This window comes from Kribbella sp. NPDC104740, from assembly GCF_055583505.1.
Window position 1 is genome coordinate 393143 of sequence record NZ_JBVJNV010000002.1, and the last position, 16524, is coordinate 409666.

Annotated in this window: 12 protein-coding genes and 1 tRNA gene; 3 read left to right on the plus strand and 10 right to left on the minus strand. The window is 70.4% G+C overall.

Annotated features, from left to right (window positions below; all coding sequences use genetic code 11):
• From ACZ6Z4_RS11455 to uvrA, 6 genes are all read right to left on the minus strand, one after another.
• On the minus strand, positions 1–4018 hold a 4018-nt coding region (locus ACZ6Z4_RS11455), incomplete at its 3' end, for a toxin glutamine deamidase domain-containing protein (RefSeq protein WP_465561616.1).
• 18 nt (positions 4019–4036) lie between these two features.
• Positions 4037–4450, minus strand: a complete 414-nt coding sequence (locus ACZ6Z4_RS11460; protein ID WP_465561618.1) for a DUF6507 family protein — start codon at positions 4448–4450, stop codon at positions 4037–4039.
• 201 nt (positions 4451–4651) lie between these two features.
• Positions 4652–4960 carry a hypothetical protein gene (locus ACZ6Z4_RS11465; protein WP_465561620.1) on the minus strand — a complete coding sequence of 103 codons (309 nt, stop codon included), beginning with the start codon at positions 4958–4960 and terminating at the stop codon, positions 4652–4654.
• A gap of 19 nt (positions 4961–4979) precedes the next feature.
• Positions 4980–5300: a hypothetical protein gene (locus ACZ6Z4_RS11470; protein ID WP_184794712.1), complete on the minus strand. Its 321-nt coding sequence runs from the start codon at positions 5298–5300 to the stop codon at positions 4980–4982.
• A gap of 158 nt (positions 5301–5458) precedes the next feature.
• Positions 5459–5803 (minus strand): hypothetical protein, encoded by a 345-nt coding sequence (locus tag ACZ6Z4_RS11475; RefSeq protein ID WP_465561623.1) that lies wholly within the window; start codon positions 5801–5803, stop codon positions 5459–5461.
• A 138-nt stretch (positions 5804–5941) separates the two neighbouring features.
• A complete protein-coding gene (gene uvrA / locus ACZ6Z4_RS11480) occupies positions 5942–9031 on the minus strand; it encodes an excinuclease ABC subunit UvrA (RefSeq protein WP_465561625.1) in 3090 nt (1029 codons plus the stop codon).
• 196 nt (positions 9032–9227) lie between these two features.
• On the opposite strand from uvrA, the gene ACZ6Z4_RS11485 reads away from it, so the two are divergent.
• Positions 9228–9887 carry an MBL fold metallo-hydrolase gene (locus ACZ6Z4_RS11485; protein WP_465561627.1) on the plus strand — a complete coding sequence of 220 codons (660 nt, stop codon included), beginning with the start codon at positions 9228–9230 and terminating at the stop codon, positions 9885–9887.
• A gap of 68 nt (positions 9888–9955) precedes the next feature.
• Here ACZ6Z4_RS11485 and ACZ6Z4_RS11490 read toward each other — a convergent pair whose 3' ends face one another.
• The gene (locus tag ACZ6Z4_RS11490) at positions 9956–12571 is read right to left on the minus strand and encodes a PKD domain-containing protein (RefSeq protein ID WP_465561629.1); all 2616 of its coding nucleotides are present in this window, start codon (positions 12569–12571) and stop codon (positions 9956–9958) included.
• A 147-nt stretch (positions 12572–12718) separates the two neighbouring features.
• On the opposite strand from ACZ6Z4_RS11490, the gene ACZ6Z4_RS11495 reads away from it, so the two are divergent.
• Both ACZ6Z4_RS11495 and ACZ6Z4_RS11500 read left to right on the plus strand, forming a co-directional pair.
• A complete protein-coding gene (locus tag ACZ6Z4_RS11495) occupies positions 12719–13600 on the plus strand; it encodes an alpha/beta fold hydrolase (RefSeq protein WP_465561632.1) in 882 nt (293 codons plus the stop codon).
• Positions 13600–14172 (plus strand): TetR/AcrR family transcriptional regulator, encoded by a 573-nt coding sequence (locus ACZ6Z4_RS11500; RefSeq protein ID WP_465561634.1) that lies wholly within the window; start codon positions 13600–13602, stop codon positions 14170–14172. Before ACZ6Z4_RS11495 ends, ACZ6Z4_RS11500 begins: the two co-directional genes overlap by 1 nt.
• 66 nt (positions 14173–14238) lie before the next feature.
• Here ACZ6Z4_RS11500 and ACZ6Z4_RS11505 read toward each other — a convergent pair.
• The 3 genes from ACZ6Z4_RS11505 to ACZ6Z4_RS11515 form a co-directional block, all read right to left on the minus strand.
• A tRNA-Pro gene (locus ACZ6Z4_RS11505) sits at positions 14239–14311 on the minus strand.
• Between the two features lie 72 nt (positions 14312–14383).
• Complete coding sequence (gene der / locus ACZ6Z4_RS11510) at positions 14384–15763, minus strand: ribosome biogenesis GTPase Der (RefSeq protein ID WP_465561637.1); 1380 nt, start codon at positions 15761–15763, stop codon at positions 14384–14386.
• A complete protein-coding gene (locus tag ACZ6Z4_RS11515; RefSeq protein WP_465561639.1) occupies positions 15756–16484 on the minus strand; it encodes a lysophospholipid acyltransferase family protein in 729 nt (242 codons plus the stop codon). Before ACZ6Z4_RS11515 ends, der begins: the two co-directional genes overlap by 8 nt.
• Positions 16485–16524 lie beyond the last annotated feature (40 nt).

A 16524-nucleotide genomic window follows, 5' to 3' on the forward strand; every position in this document is an offset into this window, starting at 1 on the left:
GCTGGTGCGGCTGCTGCTGGTGCGGCTGCTGCTGGTGCGGCTGCTGCTGGTGCGGCTGCTGCTGGTGCGGCTGCTGCTGGTGCGGCTGCTGCTGGTGCGGCTGCTGCTGGTGATGTGAAGGTGCCTGCGGCTGCGTGTGCTGGGGCTGATGCGGCGGCTGGTGCAACTGCGGCGCCTGCGGCTGCTGGTAGTTCAGCTGCTGCTGGTGCGGCGGGTGCTGCGGCATCGGCGGCACGTTCTGCTGCGGGGCGTGCTGCTGGTGCACCGGCTGGGTCTGCTGGTGCTGAGGCTGCTGGTGCACCGGCTGCGTCTGCTGCTGATGCTGCTGCGGTGCCTGCTGCTGGTGCATCGGCTGCGTTTGCTGCTGCTGATGCATCGGCTGTGTTTGCTGTTGGTGTTGCTGTGGCTGCTGCTGATGCATGGGCTGCGTCTGCTGCTGGTGCTGCTGGGGGGCGTGCTGCTGGACGTGCGGCGTGGGGTTGTTCGGGTAGTGGTTGCCGTTGTGGATCGTCCAGCCGTTGTTGATCGGCGACTCCCAGTCCCCGCCCGGGCGACGGGTGACCGCCTCCAGGTGGTGGAAGTTGTTCGGGTACGGCGGCTTGTCGGCGATCTTGCCCGACTGCATGTCCGCCCACTTCACGTTGCCCTTGTGGTCGACGAACGCGTTGAACCAGTGCGCCGCGTCCGGGTCGGTCGGCGCGTGCTTCGCCCACCCGCCGTACACGACCGCCGCCGTACCGGGCGGCTGCCCCTTCAGCGCGTCCTCGATCTGGCGGATCGCGTCCTGCGTGTACGCCGCCGGGTCGGTCTTGCCGTCGACGACGTTGCCGTTGGCGTCCCGGACCTCGATCTTCTCCGGGCGCACACCGGTGTACTGGTACATCTCCGGGTACTCACCCGGGTCCGGCACCGTCTGCCCGTGCTCGTTGACCTTCGTGCGGGTGTCGCCGTTGGCGATCCGCGGCTCTTTGCCCTGCAGGTTGTCGACGAACGCCCGCGCGTTGTCACCGCAGTTGTTGATCGCGGCCGGGTGGTTGGTCCCGAAGTGCGGGTTGCCCTCCTTGATCCAGCGCCCGACGTTCTTCAGCGGGTTTGAGCCGACCTTCGACTTCAGCCGCTTCAGCAGCGAGCCGTCCGGGTCACCGGTGCGGTACCGGTTCGGCTCGAGGTCGTGCCGCTGCTGCCCCTTGTGCCCGGTCGGCCGCGGCGGCGGAGGCGGCGCCTGCGGAGGCGTGTTCGGCTGCGGCGGGTGCTGCCCTTGGTGCTGCGGCTGCCCGTGCTGGGGCTGCCCGTGCTGGGGCTGGCCCTGGTGCTGCGGCTGCCCCTGCTGATGCTGAGGCTGGCCTTGCTGATGCGGTTGCCCTTGCTGGTGCGGTTGGCCCTGCTGGTGCGGCTGCCCCTGGTGGTGCGGCATGCCGCCGTGCGGTGCCACGACCGGCGGTACGACGTCGCCCGTGTGCGGCGCGTCCGGGGTGTTGGTCCGGGGCGCGTCCGGGGTGTTCGGAGCGTCCGGCGTACGACCCGTCGGGGCGTCCGGCGTGTGCGGGGCGTCCGGGTTCAGGCGCTCCGGGATCCGGCTGGGGTTGTGCTGCGGCGGCCCGTCCGGGTGCAGACGGGACTCGATGTGCCCCGGCGCCGGCGTGTGGGACTCGGGGTTGAGCCGCTCCTGGATCCGGCTCGGGTTGTGCTGCGGCGGCCCGTCCGGGTGCAACCGCGACTCGATGTGCCCAGGCTGGTGCGGGGCGTCGGGAGTGCGCGGCGTGTCCGGCGAGCTGTGGTGCCCAGCCGGGGAATCCGAGTGCGACCGCGGAGCAACCGGCGTACGCGGCGCGTCCGGCGAGCTGTGGTGCGCCGCCGGCGCGTCCGGATGCGAGCGGGGTGCGTCCGGCGTGCGCGGGGCATCCGGGGTGGTCCGTGGCGAGTCCGGGGAGCCGTGGTGCGCGGCCGGGGCGTCCGGGTGCGAGCGGGGAGCGTCCGGCGTGCGCGGGGCGTCCGGGGTGGTCCGGGGCGAGTCCGGGGAGCCGTGGTGGGCTGCCGGGGCGTCCGGGGTGGTGCGCGGGCTGTCGGGTGAGTGGGTCGGCGAGTCCGGGGTGCGGCTGCCGGGGGTCGTCTGACCGTCCGCGTGCGAGGACGGGGACGAGTCGCCGCGCGACGAGGGCGAAGAGTCGCCGTGGGGCGACGGGGACGAGTCTCCGTGCGTGCCGCTCGGGCTATCTCCGTGGGTGCTCGGGGAATCGCCGTGGGAGCTGTCGGCGCGCGACGGTGCGTCGCTGTGCGAGCTCGGGCTGTCGGGGTGCGACTGGCTCGGAGAATCGCTGTGCGAGCTCGGGCTGTCCGAGTGCGACTGGCTCGGGCTGTCGCTGTGCGAGGCCGGGGAGTCCGAGTGCGACGCCGGGCTGTCGGCCCGCGACGGGGTGTCCGTATGGGCCGGAGCGTCGGCCTGGCGGCCGGGAGCATCGGTGTGTGCGGCTGGCGCGTCCGAGTGGGACGCCGGAGCATCCGAGTGCGACGCCGGCGCGTCCGAGTGTGACGCCGGGGCATCCGAGTGGGAGGCAGGAGCATCCGAGTGCGAAGCAGGCGTGTCCGAGTGCGGCGCAGGCGCATCCCCACCGGTCGGCGAAGTCGGACCGTCCGACCGCCCACCCAAGTTCGTGCCGCCCGTCGGGCTGCTCGGCGTCTCCACATGCGAAGGCGCGGACGTCGTGGTCGAGTTGTGCGAACCGACCGACGCCGGCGCGTGCTCGACGTTCGGTACGTCGATACCACCCGCGTGCGAGACCCCGCCGGCCTTCGACGTCGGGATGTCCAGCCCGCCGAACTTCGCCAGCCCGCCGATCACCGGCGCGTTGCCGACCTTGATCACCAGGTCGGAGACCTTCGGCAGCTTCAGTGCGGTGTTCAGCGCGAGCTGACCGGGGCGCAGCTTCCCGGCGATGTTGACCGCGACATCGGCGCCCTTGGCAACCTTCGCCGCGGCCGCGCCGTACTTGCCGCCGATCGCGGCCGCACGCACACCACCCGCGGCACCACCAGTACCGACTGTCGTGATCACGTTGAAGCCGACCTGCCCGAGCGCGCGCCCGGGGTCCTCGCCCCACATGTCCCAGGCGACCATGCCCTTCAGGACGGTGAGCCCGACGTTGTCCAGGTACGCCGCGGTTTCCGGGAACGCCACGTGCATGAACGCCGCCGCACCCGGGATCGCGTACATCGCGGCCGAGGCCAGCGTCAGGCCGACGCCCTTCCAGGCCTCGCCGGCCTTGTCCCAGCCGGCCAGTTCGTGGCCGAAGATGCTCTTCACACCCATCGACTTGAGCAGCGGCTGGATCGGGATCAGCGTGGTGATCGCGTCCAGGGTGCCGAGCAGGCCGTCGACGAAGACGCCCTTGAGCACGCCGCCGACGAAGTCGACACAGTCCTCGTACCAGGGGGCGTCGTACTCCAGCGGCTTGCCCCACGGCGGGTCCTTCTCCTCCTCGCCGTTGTCCTCCGGCGGCTTCTCGCCCTGCCGCAGGCCGCTGTCCTCCCACTTCTTGCCGCCGTACAGGTCGGCGATCGCGTTCGCGCACTTGCGCTCGGCGGCGCTGATCGCGTCGAGGTGGCCCTGGAGGTCCTTGTGGAGCTGGTTCTCCTCCTTGACCCAGTCCTCGTTGTCGTCGATCTCGTCCTCGGGGGTGTTGCCGACCTTCGCCTTCCAGGCGTCGGCGCGGGTCCGGACCGAGGCCAGACCGGACTTGTCGTCGGAGACGTCGGACACGAAGACGTGCAGCGCCGCGCCGATCTTGCCGAGGTTCGGGCCGAACAGCTCGCCCTCCTGCTTCACCGGCAGCATCGCGGCGGCCAGCAGGTGGGTCTCGGGTCCCTTGGCGTAGTTGGTCTCGATGTTGCTCCGGAACTTCTTCTCCAGATTCACACCGATGGTCTTGATCTCCTCGCCGACGGAGGAGAGATCGTTGGCCGCCTTGGTGACCTCTTCGAGGTTCCCCAGGAACTTCGGAATGCCCTCGGGCTTGATCATCTGTTCGTCTCCCCCAGGTCAGACGGCGCGGTTGCTGGACGGTGGCTGTTGCTGCTGCTCGGCGCGGGCGGCGGCCGCGGCGTTCCTGATCACCTGGCGCGGATCGACACCCTCGGCCAGCTGTACGCCGCGCTGCGCGGCGAGCGCCATCTCCTGGTGACCGTTGGCCAGCGCGGTGATCGCGTTCACGGTGCCGTTCATCACGTCACCGGTGTGCTTGACCATGCCGGGCAGCGAGTCCTTCCACTTCTCCACGAACTCGCTGATCGCGATCCCGACCGGGCCGCCCTTGCCGCTCATCGAGGTCTGGGTGCCGGCGGTCTGCAGCCCGTTGCTGAGCTTCGTGCCGATCGCCTCGAAGCCCGCGGCATCGGTCTGCATGCCCTTGAGCCCGTTCATCGCCGCCGTCGCCTCGACCGTCCAGTTGACCATGCCCTCGCCTCTCGCCGCCCCGCGCAGGGCGCACCCGTGAACTTCGCCGTACTGCGGACCGTCGCCGACGGCCCGCTCCTGCCGCCCGCTCGGGACGGCGCCGCCGGGGACCCAGCGCGCACCCGCGCGCCGGCCGGCGGTACGCCGGGAGCCGGACCGGCTCCGCAGCGTCCGGGGAGCCCGACCGGGCTCCCCCGTGGATCAGGTGTTGCCGATGTCCGTGACGGCCTTCGAGGCCGCCTTGAACGCGGTGTCCGCGTGCGTGTCGAACTCGGCCAGTGTGCTGGCCAGCGACTTGATGATCCCCTGGACCTCGGTGGCGGCGGAGTTGAACTTCTCCTCGACCGCGCCGTAGTCGTCCATCACCTTGGTCATCGTCGCGTCGCCGCGCATCGCCTTCACGTTCGCCTGGTGCTGCGCGATCAGCGACTCGATCTGCGCCGACAGGCTCTTGATCGCGGCCTGGGTCTCGCCGCTGGCGCCGCTGTCGTAGCTGTTGCGTCCGGTCATCTGCCTGTGTCTCCCCGTCTCAGCGCTTGTTGAACTTGGCGCCGTCGAAGTTCGCCGCGCCTTCACTCTTCTTGGCGGCCTGGGCCATGTCACTCATACCGGTCTGGGTCGCGGCGTCCATGCCCTGCTGGCCCTTGTTGATCGCGGCCAGTCCCGCGTTCAGGTCGGCGGCGATACCGTCCACCCGGCCCTTGAAGCTCATGAAGGCGTCGTGGCCGGAACCCTGCAGCTTGCCCTCCAGCGGCTGTGCGGCCGCGGCCAGGCGCTTGACCAGACCACCGAGGTCCTGGGTCTTGCCACCCGTCTTCTTGGCCAGGGTGCCAAGGGTGTCCTTACCCATGCTCCAACGCTGATGACCCACGATTGCTGTCCCTCCGAAGTGATCTGCTGGCTGCCGACTTCCCCACCATAGACGCGGCCGGGGTCGCGTCCGGTTCCCTTGCGCAGGTGCCGATTCCGGGCCCGTACGGCGGGAGTTCCTTGCTGTGGCAGGGGGTTTCAGGACCGCGGCGGCGTGGGCGGCCGCGGGGTGCCGCTGGGCGGCGGGGTGCCGTTCGACTCCGGCGTACCGGACGGTGTGCCGCTCGGGCCGGGGGTCGCCGGAGAACTGGGGCTCGGGGCAACGGGTCCGTTGGGGCCCTTGTCCTTGGAGCCCTGGATGAACGAGTAGCCGACGCAGCCCGCGCAGACCACGGCGGCGACCGCGGCGCTGGCGAACAGTTTGTTGACGCCTTCGTCGAGGGTGTTCCGGGACCGGGCGGCGCCGAACAGCCACGCCTCGCGCAGTCGCCGGCGCCGGACGGCGACCGACTCGATCAGCTGGGTGTCGTACTGCCGCGGCACATCTGCCCCTTCGATCCGCTACTCGTTCCGGGGTCAATCTAAACGCTGGAGGGGTTACCGCCGCGGACGACCCGGACGGTTCGAGCAGAACGCAAAGGTGGGCGGACCGGTCCGGTCCGCCCACCTGTGGTCGTCAGCTCAGCCGGCTGCGCGCTTCGCAGCGGTCTTGCGCGCAGGAGCCTTCTTGGCGGCGGCTGCTGTGGTCTTCTTCACAGCCGCGGTCTTCTTCGCCGGAGCCTTCGCGGCCGCCGCCTTCGTCGACGCAGCCTTCGTGGCCGGAGCCTTCGTGGCCGCGCTCTTCTTCGCCGGCGCCTTCTTGGCGACCGCCTTCTTGCCCGCGGTCACCGCCACCGGCGCCGCCTGCTTCGCGCTCGGCTTCGCGGCCCGCCCGTGCAGGATCTCGGCCAGGAACTGCCCGGTGTACGACGCCGGGTTGGCCGCCACCTCCTCCGGCGTCCCCTCGGCGACCAGCGTGCCGCCGCGGCGACCGCCCTCGGGCCCGAGGTCGACGATCCAGTCGGCGGTCTTGATCACGTCGAGGTTGTGCTCGATCACCAGCACCGAGTTGCCCTTGTCAACCAGTCCGCCGAGGACGCCGAGCAGCTTGCGGATGTCCTCGAAGTGCAGACCCGTGGTCGGCTCGTCCAGCACGTACACGGTCCGCCCGGTGGAACGCTTCTGCAGCTCCGACGCCAGCTTCACCCGCTGCGCCTCACCGCCGGACAGCGTCGGCGCCGGCTGACCGAGCCGGACGTAGCCCAGGCCGACCTCGTTCAGCGTCTTCAGGTGCCGCGAGATCGCCGGGATCGCGGCGAAGAACTCGGCGGCCTCCTCGATCGGCATGTCGAGGATGTCGGAGACGGTCTTGTTCTTGTAGTGCACCTCGAGCGTCTCGCGGTTGTACCGCGCTCCGTGGCAGACCTCACAGGGCACGTACACGTCGGGCAGGAAGTTCATCTCGATCTTCAGCGTGCCGTCACCGGAGCAGGCCTCGCAGCGGCCGCCCTTGACGTTGAACGAGAACCGGCCCTGCTGGTACCCGCGGACCTTCGCCTCCGGCGTCTCGGCGAACAGCTTGCGGACGTGGTCCCAGACCCCGGTGTACGTCGCCGGGTTGGACCGCGGCGTGCGGCCGATCGGCGACTGGTCGACGTGGATCACCTTGTCGACCTGGTCGAGGCCGGAGATCTTGGTGTGCCGGCCCGGCACCGCGCGGGCGCCGTAGATCTGCCGGGCCAGCGACGTGTAGAGGATGTCGTTGACCAGCGTCGACTTGCCCGAGCCCGAGACACCGGTGACCGCGACGAAGACCCCGAGCGGGATCGTCACGTCGATGTCCTGCAGGTTGTGCTCGCGGGCGCCGTACACGGTCAGCTCACGGCCTTCGGTGAGCGGACGCCGGACGGCCGGGATCGGGATCTCGCGCCGGCCCGACACGTACTGGCCGGTGATCGAGTCCGGGTGGTTGCGCAGGTCCTCGACCGTGCCCGAGACGACCACCTGGCCGCCGTGCTCCCCCGCGCCCGGGCCGATGTCGACCACCCAGTCGGCGTGGTCGATGGTGTCCTCGTCGTGCTCGACGACGATCAGCGTGTTGCCCAGGTCCTTCAGGCGGACCAGGGTGTCGATCAGCCGCCGGTTGTCGCGCTGGTGCAGACCGATCGACGGCTCGTCCAGCACGTACAGCACCCCGACCAGGCCGGAGCCGATCTGCGTCGCCAGCCGGATCCGCTGCGCCTCGCCGCCGGACAGCGAGCCGGCCGGCCGGTTCAGCGCCAGGTAGTCCAGGCCGACGTCGAGCAGGAACCGCAGCCGCTCACCGATCTCCTTGGTGACCCGCTCCGCGATCTGCTTCTCCCGCGGCGTCAGGTCCAGGTCGACCAGGAAGCCGTGCACCTCGTCGATCGACATCGCGCTGATCTCGGCGATGTTCTTGCCGCCGAGCGTGACCGCGAGCGAGATCGGCTTCAGCCGGGCGCCGTTGCAGGTCAGGCACGGGACCTCGCGCATGTACTCCTCGAAGCGCTCCCGGCTGGTGTCGCTGGACGCCTCGGCGTGCCGGCGCTCGACGTACGGGATGACGCCCTCGAAGGTCGTGTAGTACGAACGCTCGCGGCCGTACCGGTTCTTGTAGGAGACGTGCACCTGGCGGTCGTGACCGCTGAGCAGCGCCTTCTGCGCCTTCGCCGGGAGCTCGCCGAACGGCGTGCTCGACTTGATCTTCAGGTCCTTGGCCAGGGCGCTCAGCAAGCGCTCGAAGTACTGCGAGACGTTCGCGCCGGACCACGGCTGGATCGCGCCCTCGTCGAGCGACTTCGACGGGTCCGGGACCAGCAGCTCCGGGTCGACCTCCATCCGGGTACCGAGCCCGGAGCAGGCCGGGCAGGCGCCGTACGGCGAGTTGAACGAGAACGAGCGCGGCTCGAGCTCGTCGAGCTGCAGGGGGTGGTCGTTCGGGCAGGCGAGCTTCTCGCTGAAGCGGCGCTCCCGGTACGGGTCGTTCTCCTCGAGGTCGACGAAGTCGAGCGTGACGATGCCACCGGACAGACCGAGCGCGGTCTCGACCGAGTCGGTCAGCCGCTGCTTCGCGGAGCCCTTCACCGCGAGCCGGTCGACGACCACGTCGATGGTGTGCTTCTTCTGCTTGTCGAGCTTCGGCGGCTCGGTCAGCTGGATCGTCTCGCCGTCCACGCGGGCCCGGCTGAAGCCCTGGCCGGTGAGCTGGCGGAACAGGTCGAGGTACTCACCCTTGCGGCCGCGGATGACCGGGGCGAGGACCTGGAACCGGGTGCCCTCGTCGAGCTCCATCACCCGGTCGACGATCTGCTGCGGGGTCTGCTTCGCGATCGGCTCACCGCACTCCGGGCAGTGCGGCCGCCCGGCCCGCGCGAACAGCAGCCGGAGGTAGTCGTAGACCTCGGTGATCGTGCCCACCGTCGAGCGCGGGTTGCGCGAGGTGGACTTCTGGTCGATCGAGACCGCCGGGGACAGGCCCTCGATGAAGTCGACGTCGGGTTTGTCCATCTGGCCGAGGAACTGCCGGGCGTACGCGGACAGGGACTCCACGTAGCGGCGCTGGCCCTCGGCGAAGATCGTGTCGAAGGCCAGGCTGGACTTGCCGGACCCGGACAGACCGGTGAAAACGATCATGGCGTCGCGCGGCAGGTCGAGCGAGACGTCCTTCAGGTTGTGCTCACGCGCTCCACGCACGATCAGACGGTCAGACACAAGCTCACTCTCAGCCGTTCGAAGGGTTCAGGGACAGGCCCGATACAGGCTAACGAGGCCCACCGACAAAAACTTCCGGGCCGGATCCCGGGGTCCGCTTTCGAAAGTATATTCGACCGCCTCACACCCGACGAACGAGCGGTACCCACCCCAGGTCACGCGGACACGTGGTGGTCCGGGGTGCGAGGATCGGCGCATGAACGATTACCACGGCAACGTCCGCGTCGGCGGCCCCGCGCAGACCCACGAGCTGGCCCAGCTGATGATCTCGAAGGTCGCCGTCGGGCCGATGAACAACAACGCGTACCTGCTGCGCTGCCGGCAGACCGACGAGCAGGTGCTGGTCGACGCCGCCAACGACGCGCACACGCTGCTGACGCTGATCGGCGCCGCCGGGATCAGCCGGGTGATCACCACGCACCGCCACGGCGACCACTGGCAGGCGCTGGCCGACGTCGTCGCCGGCACCGGCGCGACCACGATCGCCGGCCGGTACGACGCCGAGGGCATCGACGTCCCGACCACCACCCAGGTCGAGGACGGCGACGAGATCTCCTTCGGCGCCGTCGGCCTCCGCGTCATCCATCTGGTCGGCCACACCCCCGGCTCCATCGCCCTCCTGTACGACGACCCGAAGGGCGCCCCGCACCTGTTCACCGGCGACTCCCTCTTCCCCGGCGGCGTCGGCAACACCCAGGGCGACGCCGAACGCTTCACCTCCCTGATCAACGACGTCGAGACCAAACTCTTCGACCGCCTCCCCGACGAAACCTGGGTCTACCCCGGCCACGGCGCCGACACCACCCTGGGCACCGAGCGCCCTCACCTGAGCGAATGGCGCGCGCGAGGCTGGTAGGGCCGCCGGCTCGGTCAGCCACCCAGGCTGACCGAGCACCCAAGGCGTGAGTACGAAGGTCGGCGCTCCTACGGCGTGAGTACGACGCTCAGCGTTGTGGCGCGGGAGGCGACATCTGTAGTGGCGACCAGGGCGCCGGCTGGCCCGTTCGGGACGGGGGCACCGCCGTCGCCGAGCAGCGCGCTGGTGCGGCCGCTGCCGGAGCCGATGCGTTCGTCTCGGGTGACTGCCGAAGCTGGTGCCGTCCAGTTGGTGGTGGTCGAGGACTTGTCGGCCCAGTAGGAGACGAGCCAGGAGCCGGCCGTGTTGACGGTGGCTGTGGGGGTGGCGTGTGACGTGGTGACGGTGGTCTCGGCTCGGGTGGTGACGACCGGCTGTGCGGTGCTGCCGCTGTAGGCGGCCAGCTGGAGGGTGACCTTCGTGTAGACGTCGAAGGTCAGCCGGACCGGCGTACCGGCGTCGGCGGCGGTGGCCGGCTTCCACCAGGCGAGGGTGCGTTGGGAGCTGTTGACCACGTTGGCGAGCTGGGTCCAGCCGGGTGGGCCGGTGATCGCCGTGGTGTTGGCGTTGAGCGAGGCGAAGAGCAGCAGCGAGTCACCAGTCTGTACGCCGCCAGGGACGGTTACGGTCGGCATCGTCGCGTTGCCGACGTAGCCGGTAGCGGCGCGGTAGCCGATGCCGGCCGAGGCGGCCACGGTGACAGGATGGCTGACCTGGTGGGTGAGTCCCCCACCATCGGTCACGGTCAGCGTCACGGTGTACGTGCCCGCGGCGGCGTACGTGTGGCTCGGCGCGACGCCGGTCCCCGTGCCGCCGTCCCCGAAGGTCCAGGCGTACGACGCGATCGGCCCCTCGGCGTCCGAAGAGCCTGAGCCGTCGAAGGCGCAGGACAGCGCACCGCACGACGACGTGAACGCGGCGACCGGCGCGGTGTTGCCAGCCGGCACGGTGTAGGCGAGGTGCAGCACCGGAGCGACCGAACCATCGGTCGACGCAGCCCGCCGCTCGCCGGTTCCGGTGAGCACGAAGCCCACCGCGTTGCCCTGGTTCCAGCCCGGTCTGTTCAGCACCTCCTGCACGACGGCGCGCAGGTCGGACGTCCGCTGAGCGGCTCCCGACTGACCGGAACCACTCCACGCGGGCGGAGCCCAGGTGGCTCGCGCCTGCGTCTTGGGGCGCGACGACACCGTGGTGGGCTGCACCGTGAACAGGCCAGTGTCGTTCTCGGCGATCCCCGCGACCTGCATCGACGTCGCACCGGAGTTCGACCCGCTCGACGTGAACTGGATCCACGCCTCGGTGATCGTCGCGCCGTCGGGCACGTCGACGTCGTCGAACCGCAGACCGATCGTCTGCGCCGTCGCTCCGGCGTTCGGGAGGTTCAGCGTCGACGACGCCCAGTCCGCGAATCCGGTCGGCTTCTGCTCGACGTCGTCGAAGGCCCGGATGGCGGGCACGTCCAGCGGCAGCGCACCGCCGGGAGCGACCACAGTCACCCGCACGTCGTCCGAGCCGGTCAGCGCGGAGTCGCTGCCGGACGCGCGGACGACGTACGTGCCGGGTGCGCTGAAGGTCGCGGCCGTCTCGGCCGCCGCCGGCGTCCCGAAGGTGACGGTCCCCGGTCCGCTCACCGTCTGCCAGCCGGCCGTCGTCGACGGCGCCGGCAGATCGTCGTCCCACACCTCGGCGCGCAGCGCGATCGGCGCGCCGACGTGCGTGGACCGGTCGGGCCCCGCAGACACGACCGGCACCAGGTTCGGGATCGGCGGCAGCGCCACCGACATCTCGTACAGCTTCCCGTCGTTCTCCGCCGGGTTCGTGTCGTTGTCGACGCCGCGGTCGACCAGGTAAAGGTTCCACTGCGACGGGTCCGCGGTGGCCGGCGCGACGGTGACACCGCCCACGAAGACCTCGTTCGAGGCGGAGATGTTGATCTTGTTGACCAGCATCAGGTTGCGGTTGAACTCGTACACCGTGTTGGAGTAGCTGTCGACGACCATCATCGTGTTCCGGCCGGGATGGAAGCCGATGCCTTCGGGGTCCAGTACGCCGTACCGGCCGATGTCGAACTCGGTGTCGACGTCGTCACCGGCCGGCGCGACCCCGTTGAAGAGGCCGTCCGGACCGGGCGACACCCGGTGGATGTTGTTGTCCGCGCCGTCGAGCACGAACAGCTCGCCGGTCGGCGGGAAGTACTCGATCTCCTCCGGGTCCTGGCTGAGGAAGCCCGCGGTGCTGAACGTCGTCCGCACGTCGTCGCCGGTGCCGTACCGCCCGTCCGTCCCGGCCGCGAGCTCGTACACCCGGAACTGGTCGTCGTCGCAGACGAACAGGTGCCCGTTGACCGGGTTGAACCCGACCCCGGCCGGTTCCTTCGTGTACGCCGTCGTCAGCCCGGTGTCCTGCATCACGCCGGCCCGGGTGATCTCGAACAGGTTGGCGCCGTCGAAGACGCTGACCTCGTCCACCTCCGCGTCCGAGATCAGCAGGTGGTCCCGCCCGGGCAGGTAGGTGATCCCCGACGGGTCCGGCATCGGCGGGTCCAGAGCGGACAGCTGGACCGTCCGAACCAGGTTCGCGGTCAGGTTGGCCGCCGCGGCCGGTGGCGCGGACAGGAAGACCAGCAAGGGCGCGAGCAGCAGCACCGCCACGGCGCCGGACAGGACAGCACGAATCGAACGCATGGTGTCACCCCCATCGACGCGGGTCCGGTTCCGATGCCCCCACCTTCACGGGCCCGCACTTCGCAACGTACCTGCGTCCGCGCCGGGGCACCAGACCGAAACGTAGTGACCAAGCAAGGTAATCTGGTCACAACGACAGGAGCCGCCATGGTCGTACGCCGTACCACCGTCGCCGTGACCGGCGCGACGATCTCCCTGCTGGAGTGGGCGCCGGCCGATCCGGTCGGGCCCACCGTCCTGCTGCTGCACGGCGGCGGCGCCGACAACGCCGAACTGTCCTGGGGCCAGACCGGCCCCGCGCTGGCGGACGCTGGTTTCCGCGTGGTCGCCCCCGACCACCCCGGCTTCGGCCAGAGCCCACGGGCCGGCTGGCCGCTGACCCAGCAGCGACTGATCCAGTACGTCGGTGAGCTCGTCCACGCGCTCGGCCTAGAGGACTACGTGATCGGCGGCCTGTCACTCGGCGGAGGCCTCACCCTCGGGCACCTGCTGGAACGCCCGGCGGGAGCTCGTGGCGCGCTGCTGCTGGGATCGTTCGGCCTCATGCCGCGGCTCACCGACGGCCCGTTCAGCAGGCTGAACCAGCTCGCCACCTATGCCCTCCTGCGCAGCGGAGTACTGGCCGCCCTCACCCGCTCGTACGCGCGCAACGCCGCCGCGATGGAGCGCGGGCTGCGCTCGATCGTCCGCAACCCAGCGGCACGGACGACGGAACTCGTCAGCGCCGTGGTCGAGGAAGCCGCAACGGGCCAGAGCCTGCGGACGTTCGGCGCGTGGCAGCGCGATCAGGTGCTGTGGAACGGACTCCGCACCGACTACACGAGCCGGCTGGCACAGATCCAGGTCCCGGTGCTGCTCGTCCACGGCGACCACGACAGCGGCGTACCGATCGCTCGGGCGCGGGCCGCCGCTGGGCTCCTGCCGAACGCGACCCTGCTGACGGTCCCGGAGGCGGGGCACTGGGTCCAGCGCGATCGTCCGGACCTGGTGGTCCCGGCTCTGCAGGACTTCCTCCGAGGGCTCGGCTGATGCCCCGGCCGCTCGTCCCGAACCGGCGCGAACGTCTGCTCGACGCCGCCGAGGACCTGGTGCTGGATCGCGGCTTCGACGCGATGAGCGTCGCCGAGATCGCGGCGCGGGCCGGGGTCGGCAAGGGCGCCGTGTACCTGGAGTTCGCGGGCAAGCGCGAGATCCTCGACGCGCTGCTGCGTCGTGGGACCGAACGCCTGCGAACCAGGGCGGCCGTCGGTGACCGGCCACGACTCGGTACGGCGTACCGCGCCGCCGTACGGGTTCTGCTCGAGGACCGGTTGATGACCGCGGCCTTCCTGGACGACCGTGGCGTGCTCGGGAGCCACGTCGAGGCGGTGACCGACGGCCGGTACCGCGAACGCCACCAGGGCGTGGTCGCATGGCTGCGCGACCTGCAGGCACAGGGGATGCTCGTCGCGGACGTCGATCCCGAGCACGTCGCGCTGGCGTTGTCGAGCGCGACGATCGGACTGCTGTCGGCGGCGCGACTGGTCGGGCCGCTCAGCGCGGCCGAGCTCGAGGGGGCGCTCGACGCGCTCGCCCGGATGGCCACGACGTTCGAGACCTGACGGCGTACGGGTCCTGGGCAAAACGACGAAGGGCACCGGCGCGATGCCGGTGCCCTTCGTACGCTGTCGGGCTGGCCAGACTTGAACTGGCGACCCCCGGTCCCCCAGACCGGTGCGCTACCAACTGCGCCACAGCCCGAACCGCAAGCTCCAGCAGGAGCGAGCGGGTAAACCTTACCCCATCATCCGGAGTACTTTCGCACCGCCCCGATCAGCGTTTCGCCTTCTTCTGCCGGGCCCGGATCTGGACGTGCACCGGACTGCCGACGAAGCCGAAGTCCTCGCGCAGCCGTCGTTCGATGAACCGCTGGTACGACGGCTCGATCTGCCCGGAGGTGAAGATCGCGAAGGTCGGCGGCATCGTGGTGGCCTGGGTGCCGAACAGGATCTTCGGCTGCTTGCCCGAGCGCACCGGATGGGGGTGCGCGGCAACCAACCGGCCGAGGAACGCGTTCAGCTGGCCGGTCGGGACGCGGGTCTGCCAGCCGTCCAGCGCGGCCTCGATGGCCGGCACCAGCTTCTCCATGTGCCGGCCGGTCAGGGCGCTGATGTTCACCCGGGGCGCCCAGCGCAGCTGGACCAGGTCGCGGTCGATCTCCTTCTCCAGGTAGTACCGGCGGTCCTCGTCGACCATGTCCCACTTGTTGTAGGCGATCACCAGGGCCTTGCCGGCCTCCTCGACCATGTCCATGATCCGCAGGTCCTGCTCGGTCATCGGCTCGGAGGCGTCGACCACGACCACGACCACCTCGGCGCGCTCGATCGCGCTGTTGGTCCGCAGGCTGGCGTAGTACTCGTGGCCCTGGACGTTCTTCACCTTCCGCCGGATGCCGGCGGTGTCGATGAACCGGTACTGCTTCTCGCCGAGCGTGATCAGCTCGTCGACCGGGTCGACGGTGGTGCCGGACACGTCGCTGACGACGACCCGGTCCTCCTTGGCGACCTTGTTCAGCAGCGAGGACTTGCCGACGTTCGGCTTGCCGACGATGGCGACCCGGCGCGGTCCCCCGGTCTCGGCGTCGCGCTCCGGCGGCGCCTCCGGCAGAGCGGCCAGTACGGCGTCCAGCATGTCGCCGGTACCGCGGCCGTGCATGGCCGAGATCGGGAACGGCTCGCCGATCCCCAGGCTCCACAGGTTCATCGCCTCGGACTCGATGCGCTGGTCGTCGACCTTGTTCGCGGCCAGCACCACCGGCTTGCCGGACTTGCGCAGCACCCGGACGACGGCCTCGTCGGCGTCGGTGATCCCGACGGTCGCGTCCACGACGAACAGCACCGCGTCGGCGGCGTTGATCGCGACCTCGGCCTGGGCCGCGACCAGCGCGGCCATCCCGACCGCGTCCGGGTCCCAGCCGCCGGTGTCGACGACCGTGAAGGAGCGGCCGGCCCAGTCCGCGTCGTAGGAGACCCGGTCCCGGGTGACGCCCGGGGTGTCCTCGACGACCGCCTCGCGGCGGCCGATGATGCGGTTCACCAGCGTCGACTTGCCGACGTTCGGGCGGCCCACGATCGCCAGGACGGGCACGGGGCCGGTGTCGTCGTCGCGCGACGGCTCGGCGTCGTACTCGTAGCCGGTGGGCAGGTCACTCATCAGGATCCTTCTGGTCTGGCTTGCCCGGAAGCGGGTGGCCGGTGGCTGCGACGGCGGCCTGGACATGCGCCCGCAACACGTCGCCGATCTGGTCGGCCACCGCCCGTACGTCGGTGTGCCTCCTGGGAAAGGGTACGCGCTCGACCGTGAAAGGTTCGCCGTACACGACGTCGACCGGGCTCCCCTTGGGGGGATACCGCTCCACGCTGCCGCCCGGCAGCCGGGTCCCGAGCAGCGCCACGGGCAGGATCGGGGCGCCGGTGACCATCGCCAGGTAGGCGACACCGACCCGGATCTTGCGGAAGTCGCCGCGGCCGCGGGTGCCCTCGGGGTAGATGCTCATCACGTTGCCGTCCCGGAGCACCTTGATCGCCTTCCGGATCGCCAGCACGTCGTACGTCGTCCGGTCGACCGGGATCTGACCGACCAGGTGCAGGAACTTGCCCTGCGCGCCGTGGAACGCCTCGATCTTGCCGAGCTGGTGCAGCATCCGGGGCGCGGTCGCGCCGAGCAGCGGGCCGTCCAGCAGCCCCAGGTGGTTCGGCGCGAGCAGCACCGGACCGGTCAACGGGAACCGCTCCTGGTGGTGCACGGTCAGGTCGTAGCGGTGCCGCAGGTAGACGCCGACGATGTGACGCATCACACCGCCGAGCCGGTACGGCAGCCGCGGCAGGTCGTCGGTGCGCGGCAGTTCCTGGTGCCTGGTCAGTTCTGCAGTCATGGGGCCTCCCGGCCTGGACTGAGGAGCGCAGGGAGCGAAG